The sequence below is a fragment of the Bifidobacterium pseudolongum subsp. globosum genome (assembly GCF_000741295.1).
GTDB lineage: Bacteria > Actinomycetota > Actinomycetes > Actinomycetales > Bifidobacteriaceae > Bifidobacterium > Bifidobacterium globosum.
Map to the genome: position 1 here is coordinate 19754 of NZ_JGZG01000005.1, position 17023 is coordinate 36776.

Consider the following 17023-nt stretch of genomic DNA (forward strand, 5'->3'; position numbering starts at 1 on the left):
GGCGACCTAAGCGGATGGTTGGGCCGCTGTTGCGGTGGCCTTGTCCGGCTCGCCGTGCACCAGCCGCTGCCGTTTGCGCAGCAGCATCGCGAAATTGCCGAGCACCGGTATGAGCAGTCCGCATACCATGCCGATGTCGGAGGCGCGCTGGGCCGCCATCAGCGCGCCTCCGACGCCAAGCGGGCCGTGCTGCCGCGCACGACGAGCGTCGTCGGGAGGATCACATGGTGTTGCGTGGGGCGCCCCTCCGCCGTGTCGATGAGCATGCGCGTCGAGACCGCCGCCATGTCGTGCAATGGCTGGCGCACCGTGGTGAGCGCCGGACCCAGGAACGCGGAGGTCTGCACGTCGTCGAAACCGACAACCGAAAGGTCTTCGGGGATGCGCAGCCGGTTCTGCCGGGCGGCCTCATAGACGCCCATCGCCTGCAGGTCGCTGCCGGCGAAAATCGCGGTGGGGCGGTTCGGGTTCTCCAGCAACGCCATCGCCTGCGCGTAGCCGCCTTCGGTCGTGAAATCGCCTTCGGTCACCAGCTCGGGATCCAGCGCGATGCCCTGTTCGGCGAGCGCCGACGTGTAGCCGTCGAGCCGCGCACGCGAGCACATCATCTCTTCGGGGCCGGTGATGATGCCGATGCGCGTGTGCCCCAGGGCGAGCAGATGCCGAGTCGCGAGCACGCCGCCGGCCCAGTTGTCCGCCTGCACGGAGAAATCATCGTTCGACGGCTCGCCCGAAGGGTCGAAGATGACATAGGGGATGCCGTTGGCCTGCAATTTGGTTTTTTCTTTTTCGGTGAGATTGGCGAAGATGAAGATGACGCCGAATGGCCTGCGCCTCAGCATGCCGGTGATCCAGTCGTCGTCGGGGTGTTGGCGGGTGCCACTTTCCGTTGTAATGACGCTGATGTCGGGCGAGTGCCTTGTCTCACGCAGCACGCCGCGCAGCACTTCGAGAGCCCAGATTGTGTCGAGGTCCTGAAAGACCACTTCGATGTACCGTTGGCCGGCCGCTTTCTGGCCGCGGCGCTGGTAGCCCGAGGCCTTGAGTGCCTGATCGATGGCTGTGCGGGCTTCGTCGGAGATGTCGGACCTTCCGTTGAGTGCCTTGGAGACGGTTGCCAACGAGTAGCCGGTGTGTTTTGCGATGTCCGCCAATCTGACTTTGGATTCCGGCATATGGGGCTCCTTTGCCGCCAATGAATGGGTGCGATACTATCTGCCATGATAACGAAAGTTTCGTGTCTTCGCAAACGAAATGAGACGCTTGTTGTGAAAATGGCGAGCAAATGTATATAGAATTGCGCGAAACGCCGAAAACACACTTTGTTTGACTGATTGACAAAGTAGGTTTACGATAGTTTCTAACGAAAACAACGTAAGTTTTCGGAAGTTCTCAATGTTGTACCGGAGGCTTCGTAGAAGCTCGGATGCATTGCTCTTCTGGCAATGCGCGTCAGCGAGGACGGCTCCACGTCAATGTCAGCGTGGACAAAGATCAAGGAGGAACTATGAAACTCAAGACGCTTGCAGCAGCAACACTGGCCGTTGCGACCGTAATCGGCATGAGCGCATGTGGCGGGTCGGGGGCGTCGTCCGATGACAAGACCATCACGTTCTGGCACAATGCTTCCGCCGGTGAGGGGCGCCAGTACTGGGAGAATCTGGCAAAGTCCTTCGAATCGGCCAACCCCGGAACCAAGGTGGAGGTCCAGGCCATTCAGAACGAGGACTTCGCCGGCAAACTGCAGACCGCCATGCAGGATCCCGCATCCGGTCCGGATGTCTTCATGTCGCTTGGTGGCGCTAAGACCCAGGAGATGATCGACGCCGGCCAGGTCATGGACCTGACCGATAAGATTTCGGACACGGTGAAGACCGATATGAAGACGACCCTTTCCGCTGCCACGTTCGACGGCAAGGTCTACGGCGTCCCGGTCAGCGTGGAACCGGGCGGCATGTGGTATTCCAAGGATCTGTTCAAGAAGGCGGGCGTTTCTGATGTGCCGGCGACCTACGAGGACCTGCTCGCGGACGCGAAGAAGCTCAAGGACAGCGGCACCGATGCCATCGCACTCGGCGCCAAGGACGCCTGGCCCGCGGCGCATTGGTATTACTGGTTGGTCCTGCGCGAGTGCTCTTCTGAAGTCTACGACAAGAGCGTCCAGAACCACGACTTCTCGAACGAGTGCTGGGTCAACGCCGGCAAGAAGCTGCAGGAGCTCAACGACCTGAAGGTCTTCAACGACGGCTTCCTGACCACGACCGCACAGCAGGGCGCCAACTCCTCTGCGGGCCTGCTCGCCAACCATAAAGCGGCCATGGAGCTCATGGGCGCTTGGGAGCCGGGCGTGCTCAAGGACCTCACCCCCGACCAGAAGCCGATGGCTGACCTTGGATTCTTCGCGTTCCCCGAGGTCGCCGGTGGCGAAGGTGAACCCGGTGCGCTCATGGGCGGCGTGACCTACTTCTGTGTCAACCCGAAGGCTTCGCAGACCTCGATCGATTTCGTCAACTACATGGGCGAGAAGAAGAACCAAGAGGATTACGCCAAGGCGTTCTCCACCATCCCTGCCTCCGAGCCCGCGCGTGGTGTGGTGACCGATGAGTCTCTCAAGCAAGTCATCGAATATCTGGACAAGTCTCCGTCCATGCAGCTGTGGATGGATACCGCTCTGGGCACCAACATCGGCAATGCGTTGAATGCCGCTGTGGTGAACATGCTGTCGGGGCAGGGCAGTCCCGAAGACATCGTCAAGGCGATGGAGGACGCCGCCCAGAAGGGCTGATCGCGTCTGAGCAAGGTCCGGGATGGCTGGGCTGTTCCACATGGTCCAGCCATCCTTTTCCTTGGATGACGTACAACGAAACTTAGATACATGGGATTGATGACATGACTGAAATGAATGATGCCGTGGCAGTCGGGCGACCGGTTGCCGAAACGAAGAAGCGGGGCGGAGAACGCAAACCCTCTAACGGCAAGGGGCGCAGAAATCTCGAAATTTTCATCCTTTCCGCACCCGCGATCATCCTCTTCTGCTGCTTTGTGATTCTTCCGATCATTTTGGGCGCCTACTACGGTTTCTACCAATGGAAGGGCTTTGGTACCCCGTCCGAGAACGGCAAGTTCGTCGGACTGCAGAACTACATTGTGGCGTTGAAGGATCCGAACTTCCAGCAGGCGATCCTGCATACCTTTGAAATCGTCATCGGATCCCTCGTTATCCAGGGTCCGTTGGCCATCCTCTTCGCTCTCCTGCTCAACCAGAAGTTCAAGGGACGTGGTCTGATCCGTACGCTCATCTTCGTGCCGTATGTCGTTTCGGAAGTCATTGTCGGCACCGGCTGGAGCCTGCTGCTCCAGAAGAAGGGCGCGGTCAACCAGATCCTTGAATCACTCGGCATGCATGGCGTCGATTGGCTCGCCAACCCCAAGGTCGCGATCTGGACGCTGCTGCTGCTCATCAGCTGGAAATACATCGGATTCGCCGTCATCCTCATGCTTGCAGGCATGCAGTCGATTCCGGAGGAACTGTATGAAGCGGCAAAGGTGGACGGTGCAGGGTTCTGGCAGATCCAGAAGAGCATCACACTGCCGTTGCTCGCCCCGACGCTGCGCATCTGGGTCTTCCTGTCGATGATCGGTTCGCTGCAGCTGTTCGATTTGGTCTACATCATCTGGGGCCAGTACGTTTCCACGACGGCCGGCGTCTCCACGATGGCCACCTACATGGTCCGTGAGGGACGCGGTGCAGGCAACTACGGATATGGCTCCGCCGTCGCCCTCATCATTTTCGTCATCTCGCTGATTGTGGCGCTGACCTACCAGCACTTTGTGCTCAACCGTGATCTCGATGGCGCCTTGACCGATAAGAAGGCGTTCAAGAAGCGCAAGAAGAGGCAGACCGCAGAGGATGAGGCCCTGGCGGTCGCCATGGAAGGAGTGAAGTGAGATGAGTGCTGCAACGGCATATTCCAAGAAAAACAGTTTCCATAAGTCATCAAAGACCCCATGGGGCAACCCGATAGTCTATTTCTTCTCGCTTGTGCTCGTGGCGATCTGCGTCGTCCCGGTGCTCTACATCATCTTTGGCGGATTCCGCACCAACGCGCAGATCACCAACAACCCTGCCGGTCTGCCGAATCCCTGGGTGATCAGCAACTACAAGGAAGTCATCACCAGTGACGTCTTCTGGACCGAGCTGGTCAACTCACTGATTGTGGGCATCTGCACGATGATCGGCGTCGTCGTCCTCGGCATCATGGTCAGCTACGTCATCGCCCGCTACAAGTTCCGGTACTCGACACTGATGTATGCGCTGTTCTCAGCGGGCCTCATGTTCCCGATGACCGTCGGCATCACTCCGCTGTACCTGATGATCAGGAACCTAGGTCTGTCGAATTCCCTTGCGGGCATCATCCTTCCACAGATCGCATTCGGTCTGCCGCAGACCATCATCATCCTGGTCCCCTTCCTGCAATCCATCCCGATGGAATTGGAGGAGGCGTGCCTGCTGGACGGTTGCTCTCGCCTTGGCTTCTTCTGGCGCATGGTCATCCCGCTGTCGATGCCCGGCGTTGCCACGACCGGTATCCTCACCTTCGTGGGAAGCTGGAACGGCTATATGCTTCCACTCTTCGTCCTGAGTGATGAAAGCAAGTACACGCTTCCGCTTGGTGTGCAGATGTTCAGCTCCCAGCACTCGGTGGATACGGCCAGAGTCCTCGCGTTCACCTCGCTCGCCATGCTTCCGGCCCTCATCTGCTTCACGATCTTCCAGAAGAAGATCGTGGGTGGCCTGACAGGCGCGGTCAAGGGCTGATCCGACCCGCCGCCTGCAACACATGAAGCACGGCGGCCCGGGCACAACCGGGCCGCCGTTTCCCTTAAGGAGATCGTTATGAAGATCGAAAACCCGGTACTGCCCGGATTCAACGCCGATCCGTCGATGATCAGGGTCGGAGACACCTACTACATCGCGAATTCCACATTCGAATGGTGGCCTGGCGTACGTCTGCATGAGTCGAAGGACATGGTGCACTGGCGTCTGTTGCCGAGCCCGCTGAACCGTCGTTCTCAGATCGATATGCGCGGCAACCCGTCCTCCGGCGGTGTGTGGGCTCCCGACCTGTCCTATGCGGACGGCAAGTTCTGGCTCGTGTACTCCGATGTCAAAATCGTCAACGGCGCGTTCAAGGACTGCACGAACTACCTCGTGACCGCCGAGGACATCCGTGGCCCGTGGAGCGAACCGATCCGGATCAACGGCGTTGGCTTCGATGCAAGCCTGTTCCATGACGATGACGGGCGCAAGTACCTCGTCCAGCAGACTTGGGATTTCCGTGAATACAACCATCCCTTCGATGGCATCACGCTTACCGAGTTCGACGTCGAGACCATGCGCCTGCGCCCTGAGACCGAACGCACGATTTGGCGCGGCACTGATGTCAAACTCGTCGAAGGCCCGCACCTGTACAAAATCAACGGCATGTACTACCTGTTCTGTGCCGAGGGCGGCACTGTCTGGACGCATCAGGAGGTCGTCGCGCGTTCCTCGACGCTCGATGCGATGTCGTTCGAGGGGAGCCCGTACAACCCGTTCATCAGCAACTTCGACACCCCGCGCAGCTATCTGCAGAAGCAGGGGCATGGCGCACTCGTGGATACGCCATCCGGAGAATGGTACTACGCGTCGCTGTGCGCCCGGCCCTGGCACCATGAGAACGAATCGGTGACCGATCCGCGTGGATGGTGCACCTTGGGCCGTGAGACATCCATCCAGAAAGTCGAATGGACCGATGACGGCTGGCCTGTCGTCGTCGGCGGCCATGGCGGACAACGCGTCGTCGAGGCGCCGCAAGACGCCATCGAGACCGAGGCACCGGCCGATCACAGCCAGCATGACGATTTCGAGGCGCCGCAGCTCGCCTTGGATTGGAACACGCTGCGTGTGCCCTTCGACGAATCGATGGGTTCCGTCGGAGGCGGCACGCTGACCTTGCGTGGGCAGGGATCGCTGTGCAACCTCTTCGACCTGTCCCTCGTCGCCCGCCGTTGGCAGGCGTTCGATTTCGACGCGTCTGTCGGTGTGCGCTTCGACCCCACCAACTACCGGCAGATGGCCGGCCTGACGAACTACTACAACGACCTGTGCTGGTCGTGGGCTTTCGTCACTTGGGATGAGAAGCGGCAGTGCCGTGTGATTGAAGTCGCCCAGAACGATTTCAACTCCTACACCTCGTTCCTGCGGGACCGGGCGGTGCCGGTTCCCGATGATGTGGAGACTGTATGGCTGCGCACGCGTGTGCGCACGCAGACCTATGGTTACGACTATTCGTTCGACGGTGAGCAGTGGCATGACCTCGGTGTCGAGCTGGACGCGAAGATCCTGTCGGACGACTATGTGAACCAACGGTATGGCGGGTTCTTCACCGGTGCGTTCGTCGGTCTTGCGGCAGTGGACCTGTCGGGGTATGACGCAACGGCGGAGTTCGTGGACTTCGATTACCGCGAATTGAGTGAATGACCATGGATGCACGCTGGGCGGGCCGTCTCCGGGACGGCCCGCCCAGCGTGCATCTCCATATCTGCGGTGCAGATGACATGACCGCATGGAAGGCAAGGGGCGCATATGACATTGACAATGCCAAAGCTGCTGGATGATGGATGTGTGCTGCAATCCGGCAGACCCGTGAACATCTGGGGATGGTGCACACCGGGGGAGCGTGTCTCCGTACGTATCGGCGAATGTACAAGGGAAACCATAAGCGCCGCGGATGGCGGCTGGCAGGTGCGGTTGGACGCGTTGGATCCTGGTGGCCCGTATGCCTTTGAAGTGATTGGCGATGGCGCGACGGTACGGCGCTCATGCTATGCGGGTGAGGTGTTCCTGTGTTCGGGGCAATCCAATATGGAGCTTTCCATGCAATGGGTGCATCCGTACTATCCAAGCGAGTTCCAGCGGCAGGATGACCCCTTGCTGCGCCAGTTCAAGGTCGTGGACCGATACGATTTCTCCGGGCCGGTGCGTGACCATGAGGAGGCCTCATGGCTGGGGTGTGCACCCGAGACGTTGGGTCAATTCTCCGCAGTCGCGTATTTCTTTGGGCGAATGGTGCGCCAGTGGTTGCAGGTCCCCGTCGGACTGCTCAATGTATCGTTGGGTGGTTCCCCCATCGAAGCATGGATGGACGCCGCTTCACTCGATGATTGTCCTGAAGCGTTGGAGGAGCTGGATCCCTATCTGGGTGATGGCGTGGCCGAGGCGCGGAGCGAAGAGAGTCTGTCCGCGGTCGCTGGATGGATGGAGGAGCTGCAAGCGCGGCGGATTCCTGCCGACAAGCTGCATTGGCGCCATGTCGACCTGCCGGCACGTTTTGAGGATTGCGGGTTGCCGGGATTCCAGGGAATGCTCGAATTGCGGCGGACAGTGGTGCTGCCGCCCTATTGCGAGGGTGCTGAAGGCACGCTGCGGTTGGGGGCATGGGCTGACATCGATGAGACCTACATCAATGGAATCAACATAGGGGGCCGCCCCAACCAATATGAGCCCCGTGACTACCGGATTCCTGCCGGTATGCTGCGCGCGGGGGCCAACGAGATTGTTGTGCGCCTTGTCTGCAACGCGGGATCCGGCCGGGTGACCGAAGGCAAGGCGATGACCTTGCAGGTCGGCGATGAGGTCCATGATGTGAGCGGCATCTGGAGGCTTGCCGTCGTGGCGAGCATGGACAGGCCATGTCCGAGTGAGGATTTCGTGCGTTGGCGCCCCACCGGGTTGTATAACGCCATGCTCGCGCCTTGCTTCCGTTTCCCGGTACGCGCCGCGCTGTGGTACCAAGGGGAATCGAACACCGGGACCAGGGCGGCGCAATACGGCAAACTGCTCGCCACGATGATCGATTTGTGGCGGGAGCGTTGGCATGATCTGCATATGCCCTTCCTCATCGTGCAATTGCCCGGCATCAGCATCGATTGCATCGAGGACGGCGGTTGGCCGCTCGTACGCGCCGGGCAGTGGGCCGTCGGGAAGCAAGTGCCCGACGTGAAGACGGTCGTGACGCTGGATGCCGGTGAACCCAACGACTTGCATCCGCATGACAAGAAGCTCGTCGCGTCACGTCTGTTCGACGCGGCATGTGCGCTGCTCTATGGAGGCGACAATGTGCAGCCGATGGTGGAGAGGATCGAGGAACGCGATGGGATGCTGTGCGTCTCCTATGCCACTGTTGCCCGCCAAGGGGCCAATCCGGTCCCTTGCACGCCGTTGACGCTCGATGGCGGCGATCTGGACGAATTCGAGTTCGTCTGGCGCGATGCCATGTGCGCGGTGCCTGCACCTGCGACGGTTGAGGGGGCGGAAGTGTGCATTCCGCTGCCTGAGCGGCGTCCCGACATACTGCGGTATGCATGGCGGAACAACCCGTCACGTGGTCTGCTTGTGGATGGCCGGGGCACTCCGATGCCTCCATTTGCCTATGATTTGAAGCGTGGTGCCATGATCGAGCCATCGGTGCGCGCTGGCGGAGACGTCGATGCCGGGACGGGACGTGCATGATGCGCAGGCAAGTCACATGCGAGCAGGGAACACTCGAGGGATTGGCGGTGGGCGATCCCTCCATCACAGCCTTCCGTGGAGTGCCGTTCGCCGCTCCACCAGTGGGGCCGCTGCGTTGGCGACCACCCCAGCCGCCGGCGCCTTGGCAAGGTGTACGGTGTGCGTTCGACGATGCCCCGGCCTGCCTGCAACCCATTCCGGGAGCGTCAAATCCGTTCTATGACAAGGAATGGGGCATGGATCCCGCCATCCCGCTCGATGAGGATTGCCTGTATCTGAACATCTGGACGCCGGCATTGCGGGGGAGCGGCGCCGATGCGCGCCTCACCGGCGAACCCCTGCCGGTCATGGTGTGGATCCATGGAGGCGCCTACCAGTGCGGGTGCGCGATGGAGAAGGAGTTCGACGGCACCGCGCTCGCGCGTCAGGGCGTTGTGGTTGTGTCGGTGGCGTATCGGCTGAACGTGTTCGGATTTTTCTCACACCGCTGGCTGCAGGAGGAAGCGGAGGAAGGCGCCCCGTATGCGAATTTCGGATGGTTGGACCAACAGGCCGCCCTTCGGTGGGTGCGCCGCAACATCACCGTTTTCGGTGGCGACCCCACGCGCATATGCGTCTTCGGGCAGTCCGCGGGTGCGGCTTCGGTATTGGCGCAATGCTGCGCGCCGGGTAATGCCGGACTGTTCTCCCGGGCGATCATGCAATCAGGCGCGGGCCTTGGCTACTTTAATGCAACACTGTGCTCATTGGAATCCGCACAGTCGACGGGCGCAAGGTTGATGCAGCGTTTGGGGGTAGAAAACCTCGATGAGGCACGGGCTGTCGATGCGCAGACCCTGTTCGAGGGAGCATCTAGGCTTGAGGCGCCTGAAGGTGTGGATCATGCCGCATGGCCGATGATGGTCAATTGGGTGCCATGTGTCGATGGCGTCTTCATGCCACGGCAGGAGCGCGATTTGATACTTGACGGCCAAACCAAGAACATCGATTTGGTGGTGGGCGATACACAAGACGAATTCATGGTGTCCGACGGGCAAGGCCATCAGGTGCGGGCTGGCCGCGAAGGCAACCGCCGGCTGATCGCAGCATGGCAGCATGGTGGCGGTCGCGCACCGTATTATTACCATTTCGATGTGCCGATGCCCGGCGATGACGCGGGCTCCTTCCATTCTTCCGACCTCTGGTTCGTGTTCGGGACCTTGGGCTCATGCTGGCGACCCATGCGTGGATGCCATGTTGAGCTCTCCCAATGCATGTCACGGTATTGGACGCGTTTTGCGGCGATGGGCGATCCCAGTGGACCGGGTCTTGTACACTGGGACCGCACCGACATGCATGGCGACCGCTTCCTGCATCTGGGTTTCCCTGTGGAAATGCGCAGTGGGCATCGCGGCGCATGACTACACCTTGGGTCAAGCTCCCATATCCGAGGCATCGTGATAACGGAAGCGCATGAAGTCGGCATGTCCTCCAACATGCTGGGTCGCTTGGGTGAACAGTGCGAACCGGCATCCTGTGAAATGATCCAGTTTGAACCACAGGCGGTGGGGATGTCCGATCGGTATCCACCCGGCGTCTGTCCGCACAAGGAAGCGCGCGGTATCGCGCATGTCGGCGTAGTCGATCTCCAAACGGAACGTGACCTGCGGTGACGGCAATGGCAGGGACTCCACTTCAACCGGGATCTCGTCGTAATGGCGCTCGGCGGTGTTGTCCGGGTGCAGCGCATTGCGTTCCGCCATGATCGCATGCCAAGATCCCTGCCTGCGTGTTATGGCGGCGTATGCGTAGCAGCCTTGGAATGCGCAGAGCCCGGCGATGTCGCCTTCCATGAGTCCGCTGGCGTCGATGGTCACTTCCGCGGCGCACCGTGGGCCGGTCGTGCGTTGCGTAAGCGTATTGGTCGCCCGCAGCATGGTGGCCGATACGCGGCTTGTGGCGATGCGGAATGCGCCGGGGCGCGCGGTCACCGACCATGTCTCGTCATGTGGTGTGTGGTTGAACTGCCAATAGGGGGCCAGATGGATGGTTCCCCTGCTATCGGGCGTGTAGCGGAAATCGTCATTGCCGTTGAGCGGCGCATAATGATGGTGCGGTTCGGCGGAAGGCGCGCTTTCGACGTATGCCGGAACTCGCCCGTTCACGCCCAATACGGGCATGCCGTCTGTATCGAAATGCATCGGCATGAGCACGGGTGTCCTGCCCAATGCCCCGCGGTCCTGGAACATGAACGCGTACCATTGGCCATCGGGCGTGTCCACCATGCCACCTTGCGCCACACCTTGGTCATGGTATCCCAAGTCGTCATCCAGAATGCAGCGGCCCCGGAACTCACCGTCAAGCGAATCCGCGATGAAACAATCCTCAGTTTTGCGGTGGCCACGGGCGAAATGACAGGTGAACAGGTAATACCGCCCATCATGCCGTTGCAGATGGGATCCCTCGTATCCCAGATCCTGATTCGGCAAATCCTGCACGAGCACACGGTCGAGTCCACCGGCCTTCGGTCCGGACAGATCCACCTCCATCTCGGTCAGCCGCAGTGCGGTGTTGCCGTGAACGATGAACACACGCCCATCGTCAAAGAGCAGCGAAGGATCGTGGTAGAAGCCCTGGACGATATGATGACGCCATGGACCGCGGGCATCCTCAGCGGTGAACAGATGGGTCGTATGGGTGTCATTCGCGGAGAACAACACATGGAATCTGCCGTTGTGCCATCGCAGGGACGGCGCCCACATTCCCTGCCCATACAGGTCCTGATCGTCGTCCAGCATATAGGCGCCCGTGTGCCCAAGTGTGTGGTAGACATGGCCATACGGTTCCCAATGTGTCAGGTCGAACGACCTCAATATGTCGCATCCGGGCATGAAATGCATCGTGGTGCTCGCCATGTAATAGGTATGGCCGACCCTGATGATGTCGGGATCGGGAAAATCCGAATTGAGTATTGGATTCTGGACAACGCTCATAGAGGCCTCCGGGGGGTAGGAATCGACAATAGGGGATGCCGAGTGGTGGGCACAATATGAGGATGGTGCCCACCACCCGGCTTGGACACGGCAAGAATCAGCCGCGGGCCTGCACGTAGGCCTCGTAGACCTGCGGGGTGGGGGTACCGGTCTGCACCGCGTCGATCGAAATCGGCCAGTCGGGCGCGTCATCTACGCCGCTGAGCACCCAGGCAGCCTGCCTTGCCGCGCCGATCGCCACATATTCGTCGGTCGCCGGGCACGAGACATCCATGCCCAGGATGCACGGTGCGAGCGTGCGGATCGCCATCGACTTGGCGCCGCCGCCGATGAGCAGAATCCGGTCGATTTGTGCGCCGAGCGAACGGATGAGCTCCATGCAGTCGCGCTGCGAGCACAACAGTCCCTCCACGAAGGCGCGCGCCACGTTGCGGCGCTCGGTGTTGCGCAGCGTCATGCCGCTCAATGTGGCGGTGGCGTCCGGGCGGTTCGGTGTGCGCTCGCCGTCGAAATACGGCACGAGCGTCATGCCACCGGCGCCCGGATGCGAATCGAGCGCGAGCGTGGTGAGCTCGTCGTAGTCCACGTCGAGCATCGCGCGCGCCGCGTCCAGGATGCGCGAGGCGTTGATCGTGCATGCGAGGGGCAGGAAATGCCCGGTGCAGTCGGCGAATCCGGAGACCGAGCCGCTCAGGTCGTAGACGGGCTGCTCACTGATCGCGGCCGCCACGCCCGATGTGCCGAGCGAAACGGACACGTCGCCCACGGCCATGCCCAAGCCGAGCGAGGCCATGGCGTTGTCGCCGCCGCCGGGCGCGATGATGCATCCGCCGGGCACTTGCGCGCCGGCGATGGATGGGTCCGCGTTGACCGGCGCCACTTGGTTCGGCCCAAGCACGCGGGGCAGCACGATGCGTTCGGCATGTTCGGTGGCGGCGGCGCCCGGTGTGGTGGCGTCGTCGGGCTGCAGGCCCAGCGCGAGCAGGTCGCGCCGGTAGGTGTTGGAGGCGGCGTCGAAGTACAGTGTGCCCGAGGCGTCGGAACGGTCGGTGAACAGGGCGTCGAGATGCGCGTTTTCGCCCGGCTGCACGGGGCCGAAGCCGGCGATGCGCCAGCTCAGCCAGTCGTGCGGCAGGCAAACGGCGGCGATGCGTGCCGCGTTCGCCGGTTCGTGCTGCGCCACCCACTTGATTTTGGTGAGTGTGTACGAGGCGACGGGGGAGGAGCCCACGGCCTTCACCCAACGTTCGATGCCGCGCTGGTGCGGGTCCTCCGGTTCGCCGTCGGCCGCCGGCGCGGCGCCGAGCTCATCGATGAGCGCTTCGGCCTGCGGCGCCGAGCTCGTGTCGTTCCACAGCATCGCGTCGCGGATCACCCGGCCCTGTTCGTCGAGCGCCACCATGCCGTGCTGTTGGCCGCCCACGGCGATCGCGGACACATCGTCCAGGCCGCCGGCCTGCGAGGCGGCTTCCTGGAACGCGCGCCACCAGTGCTCGGGGTTGACGGTGGATCCGTCGGGGTGTTTCGCCTGTCCGAAACGCACCAGTTCGCCGGTCGCGGCGTCGGTGACGCGCACCTTGCAGGATTGGGTCGAAGTGTCGACCCCGGCCACAAGAACTCTGCTCATGAGATGACTCCTTTGTTCGTCCGTCCGCCGTGTGTGGGGCACTGCGGCGTGCGTGCGCAGCGTGCGGACAGCCTATATAGTTAGATGAATAAACTATAATGGGTAGTGTAGCATACGATGTGTTGGCGGGGAAACGCCACGCGGGTCGGAGAGCGGCTGCACTGTCGGGCCGGAGCAAACAAGGAGTGTCTTATGACGGTTCTCAAGCGCATCAACCAGGATGACCTACGCAACCACAACCTATCCGTGGTGCTCAATACGATGCTCCGTTCCACAAGCGCCTTCAGCCGTGCCGACCTTGCCAAGGAGACTGGCCTCACGAAAGCCACGATGTCGCTACTCGTCTCCATGCTCCTCTCGCACCACATCGTCAAGGAGGGCGCGCCGCTTGTCCAGTCGGTGTACGGGCGCCCCAGCACGCCGCTAAGCATCGCGGGCGGCAGTGTGTGCGGCATCGGCATCCAGATTAATACCGATGGTTATGGCTATGTGGTGCTCGACCTCGATGGCAGTGTCGTGGCCGAACGCTGGATCGCGCGCGACCTGCACGACGCCGACGCCGATGCGCTGTTCGACGAGCTTGACACCATGCTCATCGAGCAGGAGAAGACACTGCGCGCGCAGAACTATATGATCGCCGGCGTCGGCCTTGCGTTGCCCGGTCTGGTGACCGAGGACGGCCATCTGCTCATGGCGCGCAACCTGGGGTGGGAAGACCTCGACCTGAGCCGTTTCGACCTGGTCCGCCGGTTCGACGTGGTGGTGGCGAACGAATCGAACATGGCTGCCGTGGCGCAGCTGCCGGGGTATGCCACGCAGCGCACCGACGAGGGAATCGTGGGGCCGAACGGATCGTTCCTGTATGTGTCGACCGACATCGGCATTGGCGGCGCCATTGTGCGCGGGGGACGCGTGGTCACCGGCGACCATGGCTTCGCCGGCGAGATCGGCCATCTTTCGGTGCAGATGGATGGGCCCGTCTGCCGTTGTGGCCGCCGCGGCTGCGTCGAAGCCTACGCCGGCCGCCGGTCCATGGTAGAGGCCGCCGGCGTGGCCGAAGGCAATGCCGCTGTCTCGCAGGAGGCGCTCGACGAATTCGGCAGGCGCGTGCAGGAAGGCGATCCGGTCGCCACGGCGGTGTTCGCCGACGCCGGGCATGCCATGACGTCGATGCTCACGTCGGTCATCAATCTGGCCGATCTCGATACCGTGATCATCGGTGGCAGTTGGTCGCGTGTGCCCGCGGATGTGCTGGCGCGCATGGCGGCGCGCATCCAGGAGCGCATCCTCGCGCGCGGCACGCTCAATGTGCGCCTGCTGCGCGCTTCGGTCATCTCGCGCCCGGCGCTGTTCGGCGCCGCGCAGACCGGATTGCGCAATTTCATCGACGATCCGCTGCGCTACCTCGGATGAGCGCGCACGCACTCCATCTCAATATGCAGTTCGCATAGTGGCCGTCTCGCGGTGCGGTGCTACGCTGTCTTGCGGCGTCCCCGTCCGAGCTGCGCAGGTCAAGGGACGTCGGCAGATCGCCAAAGTCATGCTGTGCGCAGTGCCGTGAGGAAGAGGGACTTCCATGGTCGACCATACCCAACAACCAACCCCTGTCCGTTCCCGCGTCCGCCTGCGCTGGACGCCCGCCGACATCGCCGTGGCCGCCGCGCTCGGCGTGGCCGCCGGCATCATCTTCTGGGGATTCAATTTTGCATACAGTTCGATTTCGCCGGTCCTGGGAGGCCTGCTGCCGGGATTCGCGAGTATCCTGCACGGCGTCTGGTATTTCTCCGGTACGCTCGCCGTGCTCATCCTGCGCAAGCCCGGATCCGCGATCTTCGTCAACCTGGTGGGCTGCGCGGCCGAGATGGTGCTCGGCAACAGCTTCTCGTTCGGGTTCATCTTCTTTTCGGCGGCGCTGCAGGGCCTGTTCGCCGAATTGCCGTTCGCCGTCACGCGCTACCGCGTGTTTAATCTGCCGATGGCCATGCTTTCGGGCCTGTGTACGGGCATCGAATACGGCGTGTACCTGATGCTGTTCCGTTACCAAGGGGTGGCATGGTTCAGCCCGCGCGGCATCATCCATATGATCAGCGAAGTGGTGGGCGGTGTGTTGATCGCCGGCGTGTTCTCGTGGTTCCTGTATATCGCCATCGCCAAGACGGGCGTGCTCGACCGCTTCGCCTCGGGGCGCGCGGTTCGTTTCGCCGACCGACAGAAGGCCGTGCAACCGCTCGACTGAGCTGCGTTCCGTTCCATATTGTGCATGCATGACGCCCGCCCCTAAGGTGGGCGTCATGCGTACGCGCGTATCACTACGCAAGATGGATTGTGCGCGGAAAGTACGCCCACGGCATACACTGGAGTTGATCGTGCCCATGGCCCAGTGTCTGGGCGCGCGCCTGAGAATGAGCGGAGAAGAAGTAAGGAAGGCTCATGCTTGACGATCGCACAATCCTGTACGCATCGCACGAACCGGGTACGCAGACCGAGCTGATCAATCCCAATGAAATCGCGGCCATGGCAAAGAAGCCGGCCCCACGCAAACCTGACCACGAGGACGACCATCCGATGTATGTGCGCATGGTCCTCGGGTCGCTCGCTGTGCTCGCGGTCTTCGCGCTGATCATCGTCGGCATCATGTTCGCCAACCAGCGCCGCGAACAGCAGGTCGCGCTGTACCGCACGCAATGCGAACAGGCGATGAGCGGACTTGAAAGCAAACGCACCGCCTACACCCAGCTGCGTGAGGGCGAAGGTGCGCAGGCCGGCGCCATATCCGATATCCAAGTGGACAACGCCGCCACAATCCGTGCGCTCGACGAACAGCTCAGCGCAACGATGCCCGAGCTCATCACATGCGACGTGGCCAATGCCGCACAATACCACGACCGTCTGCAGCTGATCGACGAGCACAGCGAATGGTTCGACACGCATACCGCATCGCTGCAATCCGCGGTGGATGGCGTCACGGCGTCCAAGCGGAGCAAGGATCTGGCGGACCGCCGCGAGACGTTCAGCGCGACGCTGCGCGAAGTGCAGACGACGCTCGACCTGACGCGCGGCAACGTGGCCGACAACGTGACATGGGACGATTTGTCGAAACTGCTCGCCTCGGCGCAGCAGGCGCATGACGCGGGCGATATGGAGCACATAGAGGCGCTCGAGGGCGAACTGAGCGCGGCTGTGGACCGTGTGAATGCCTCACGCGACCAGAAAATCGCCGACGACGAACGGAAAGCCGCCGAACAGCAGCGCCGCGCCGCCGAAGAGAAAGCGAAGCAGGAGCAGCAACGCGCCGAACAAGACAAGCAGAAACAACAGAACCAGCAGAAGAAAGACTGAGCAGCCGCACCGGTTCGCTGTGGGGTCGGGAATACCACAGCGGCCAAGCTGTTGGATAATAATGGCGAGGCTACAGCGTGTGCCGGCAGGGCATACGAAGTGGCTTTTGCCTGCGGCCCCCGTCCAACGGGGTCGTACAATGGCATGTATCCGGTTCACGCCTGCCATTGGGGCATGGCGACCCGGGTCCCCCGTATCTTTAGGAGACAAATTATGCAGCAGGGTATCCATCCTGATTATCACGCAGTGCAGGTCACTTGCTCGTGCGGTAACACTTTCGTCACCAAGTCGACCGCCAAGGGCGATCACATGACTGTTGACGTGTGCTCGAAGTGCCACCCGTTCTACACCGGCAAGCAGAAGATTCTCGACACCGGTGGCCGCGTGGCCCGCTTCGAGAAGCGCTACGGCAAGAAGAGCAACTGATTCTTCCGTGTGGTATGAAAACGCCAGCCTTCGGGCTGGCGTTTTCATACGCCAGGAACCCATCTCGCGCTTCATCGTGCCCCCATGTGCGTATGCCCACGACGT

At 61.6% G+C, this 17023-nt stretch carries 14 protein-coding genes; 10 read left to right on the top strand and 4 right to left on the bottom strand.

Features of this window, described 5'->3' with window-relative positions; all coding sequences use genetic code 11:
- Nucleotides 1-6: 6 nt before the first annotated feature.
- On the bottom strand, nt 7-159 hold the full coding sequence (locus tag BPSG_RS08615; RefSeq protein ID WP_155266373.1) for a hypothetical protein: 153 nt from the start codon (nt 157-159) through the stop codon (nt 7-9).
- Nucleotides 159-1175, bottom strand: coding sequence for a LacI family DNA-binding transcriptional regulator (locus BPSG_RS02270; RefSeq protein WP_026643490.1), 1017 nt, complete (start codon nt 1173-1175; stop codon nt 159-161). Before BPSG_RS02270 ends, BPSG_RS08615 begins: the two co-directional genes overlap by 1 nt.
- Nucleotides 1176-1507: 332 nt before the next feature.
- Between BPSG_RS02270 and BPSG_RS02275 the strand changes: the two genes are divergently transcribed.
- The 6 genes from BPSG_RS02275 (at nt 1508) to BPSG_RS02300 (ending at nt 9954) form a co-directional block, all read left to right on the top strand.
- Nucleotides 1508-2785: an extracellular solute-binding protein gene (locus tag BPSG_RS02275; RefSeq protein WP_026643489.1), complete on the top strand. Its 1278-nt coding sequence runs from the start codon at nt 1508-1510 to the stop codon at nt 2783-2785.
- Nucleotides 2786-2889: 104 nt separating this feature from the next.
- The gene (locus tag BPSG_RS02280; protein ID WP_026643488.1) at nt 2890-3948 is read left to right on the top strand and encodes a carbohydrate ABC transporter permease; all 1059 of its coding nucleotides are present in this window, start codon (nt 2890-2892) and stop codon (nt 3946-3948) included.
- Between the two features lies 1 nt (nt 3949).
- A complete protein-coding gene (locus BPSG_RS02285; protein ID WP_026643486.1) occupies nt 3950-4819 on the top strand; it encodes a carbohydrate ABC transporter permease in 870 nt (289 codons plus the stop codon).
- A 78-nt stretch (nt 4820-4897) separates the two neighbouring features.
- Nucleotides 4898-6523, top strand: coding sequence for a glycoside hydrolase family 43 protein (locus BPSG_RS02290; RefSeq protein ID WP_026643485.1), 1626 nt, complete (start codon nt 4898-4900; stop codon nt 6521-6523).
- Between the two features lie 105 nt (nt 6524-6628).
- Complete coding sequence (locus tag BPSG_RS02295; protein WP_026643484.1) at nt 6629-8554, top strand: sialate O-acetylesterase; 1926 nt, start codon at nt 6629-6631, stop codon at nt 8552-8554.
- On the top strand, nt 8554-9954 hold the full coding sequence (locus tag BPSG_RS02300) for a carboxylesterase/lipase family protein (protein ID WP_026643483.1): 1401 nt from the start codon (nt 8554-8556) through the stop codon (nt 9952-9954). The genes BPSG_RS02295 and BPSG_RS02300 overlap by 1 nt, the downstream gene beginning before the upstream one ends.
- 12 nt (nt 9955-9966) lie before the next feature.
- On the opposite strand, the gene BPSG_RS02305 is transcribed toward BPSG_RS02300, so the two are convergent.
- Nucleotides 9967-11526 carry a glycoside hydrolase family 43 protein gene (locus BPSG_RS02305; protein ID WP_026643482.1) on the bottom strand — a complete coding sequence of 520 codons (1560 nt, stop codon included), beginning with the start codon at nt 11524-11526 and terminating at the stop codon, nt 9967-9969.
- A gap of 97 nt (nt 11527-11623) precedes the next feature.
- Complete coding sequence (locus BPSG_RS02310; RefSeq protein ID WP_026643481.1) at nt 11624-13153, bottom strand: xylulokinase; 1530 nt, start codon at nt 13151-13153, stop codon at nt 11624-11626.
- 192 nt (nt 13154-13345) lie between these two features.
- Between BPSG_RS02310 and BPSG_RS02315 the strand changes: the two genes are divergently transcribed.
- The 4 genes from BPSG_RS02315 to rpmE all read left to right on the top strand — a co-directional run bounded on the left by BPSG_RS02315 (nt 13346) and on the right by rpmE (nt 16918).
- On the top strand, nt 13346-14566 hold the full coding sequence (locus BPSG_RS02315) for an ROK family protein (protein WP_026643480.1): 1221 nt from the start codon (nt 13346-13348) through the stop codon (nt 14564-14566).
- A gap of 163 nt (nt 14567-14729) precedes the next feature.
- The gene (locus BPSG_RS02320; protein WP_026643479.1) at nt 14730-15389 is read left to right on the top strand and encodes an ECF transporter S component; all 660 of its coding nucleotides are present in this window, start codon (nt 14730-14732) and stop codon (nt 15387-15389) included.
- Nucleotides 15390-15583: 194 nt separating this feature from the next.
- Nucleotides 15584-16492, top strand: a complete 909-nt coding sequence (locus tag BPSG_RS02325; RefSeq protein ID WP_026643478.1) for a hypothetical protein — start codon at nt 15584-15586, stop codon at nt 16490-16492.
- Between the two features lie 213 nt (nt 16493-16705).
- A complete protein-coding gene (rpmE, locus tag BPSG_RS02330; RefSeq protein ID WP_026643476.1) occupies nt 16706-16918 on the top strand; it encodes a 50S ribosomal protein L31 in 213 nt (70 codons plus the stop codon).
- Nucleotides 16919-17023: the final 105 nt, after the last annotated feature.

Excerpts from the sequence above, each read along its gene's own strand:
- BPSG_RS02275 (WP_026643489.1), top strand. The coding sequence starts at position 1,508 with ATGAAACTCAAGACGCTTGCAGCAGCAACACTGGCCGTTGCGACCGTA.
- BPSG_RS02295 (WP_026643484.1), top strand. The coding sequence starts at position 6,629 with ATGACATTGACAATGCCAAAGCTGCTGGATGATGGATGTGTGCTGCAA.
- BPSG_RS02315 (WP_026643480.1), top strand. The coding sequence starts at position 13,346 with ATGACGGTTCTCAAGCGCATCAACCAGGATGACCTACGCAACCACAAC.
- BPSG_RS08615 (WP_155266373.1), bottom strand. The coding sequence starts at position 159 with ATGGCGGCCCAGCGCGCCTCCGACATCGGCATGGTATGCGGACTGCTC.
- BPSG_RS02285 (WP_026643486.1), top strand. The coding sequence starts at position 3,950 with ATGAGTGCTGCAACGGCATATTCCAAGAAAAACAGTTTCCATAAGTCA.
- BPSG_RS02325 (WP_026643478.1), top strand. The coding sequence starts at position 15,584 with ATGCTTGACGATCGCACAATCCTGTACGCATCGCACGAACCGGGTACG.
- BPSG_RS02320 (WP_026643479.1), top strand. The coding sequence starts at position 14,730 with ATGGTCGACCATACCCAACAACCAACCCCTGTCCGTTCCCGCGTCCGC.
- BPSG_RS02305 (WP_026643482.1), bottom strand. The coding sequence starts at position 11,526 with ATGAGCGTTGTCCAGAATCCAATACTCAATTCGGATTTTCCCGATCCC.
- BPSG_RS02310 (WP_026643481.1), bottom strand. The coding sequence starts at position 13,153 with ATGAGCAGAGTTCTTGTGGCCGGGGTCGACACTTCGACCCAATCCTGC.
- rpmE (WP_026643476.1), top strand. The coding sequence starts at position 16,706 with ATGCAGCAGGGTATCCATCCTGATTATCACGCAGTGCAGGTCACTTGC.
- BPSG_RS02270 (WP_026643490.1), bottom strand. The coding sequence starts at position 1,175 with ATGCCGGAATCCAAAGTCAGATTGGCGGACATCGCAAAACACACCGGC.
- BPSG_RS02300 (WP_026643483.1), top strand. The coding sequence starts at position 8,554 with ATGCGCAGGCAAGTCACATGCGAGCAGGGAACACTCGAGGGATTGGCG.
- BPSG_RS02280 (WP_026643488.1), top strand. The coding sequence starts at position 2,890 with ATGACTGAAATGAATGATGCCGTGGCAGTCGGGCGACCGGTTGCCGAA.
- BPSG_RS02290 (WP_026643485.1), top strand. The coding sequence starts at position 4,898 with ATGAAGATCGAAAACCCGGTACTGCCCGGATTCAACGCCGATCCGTCG.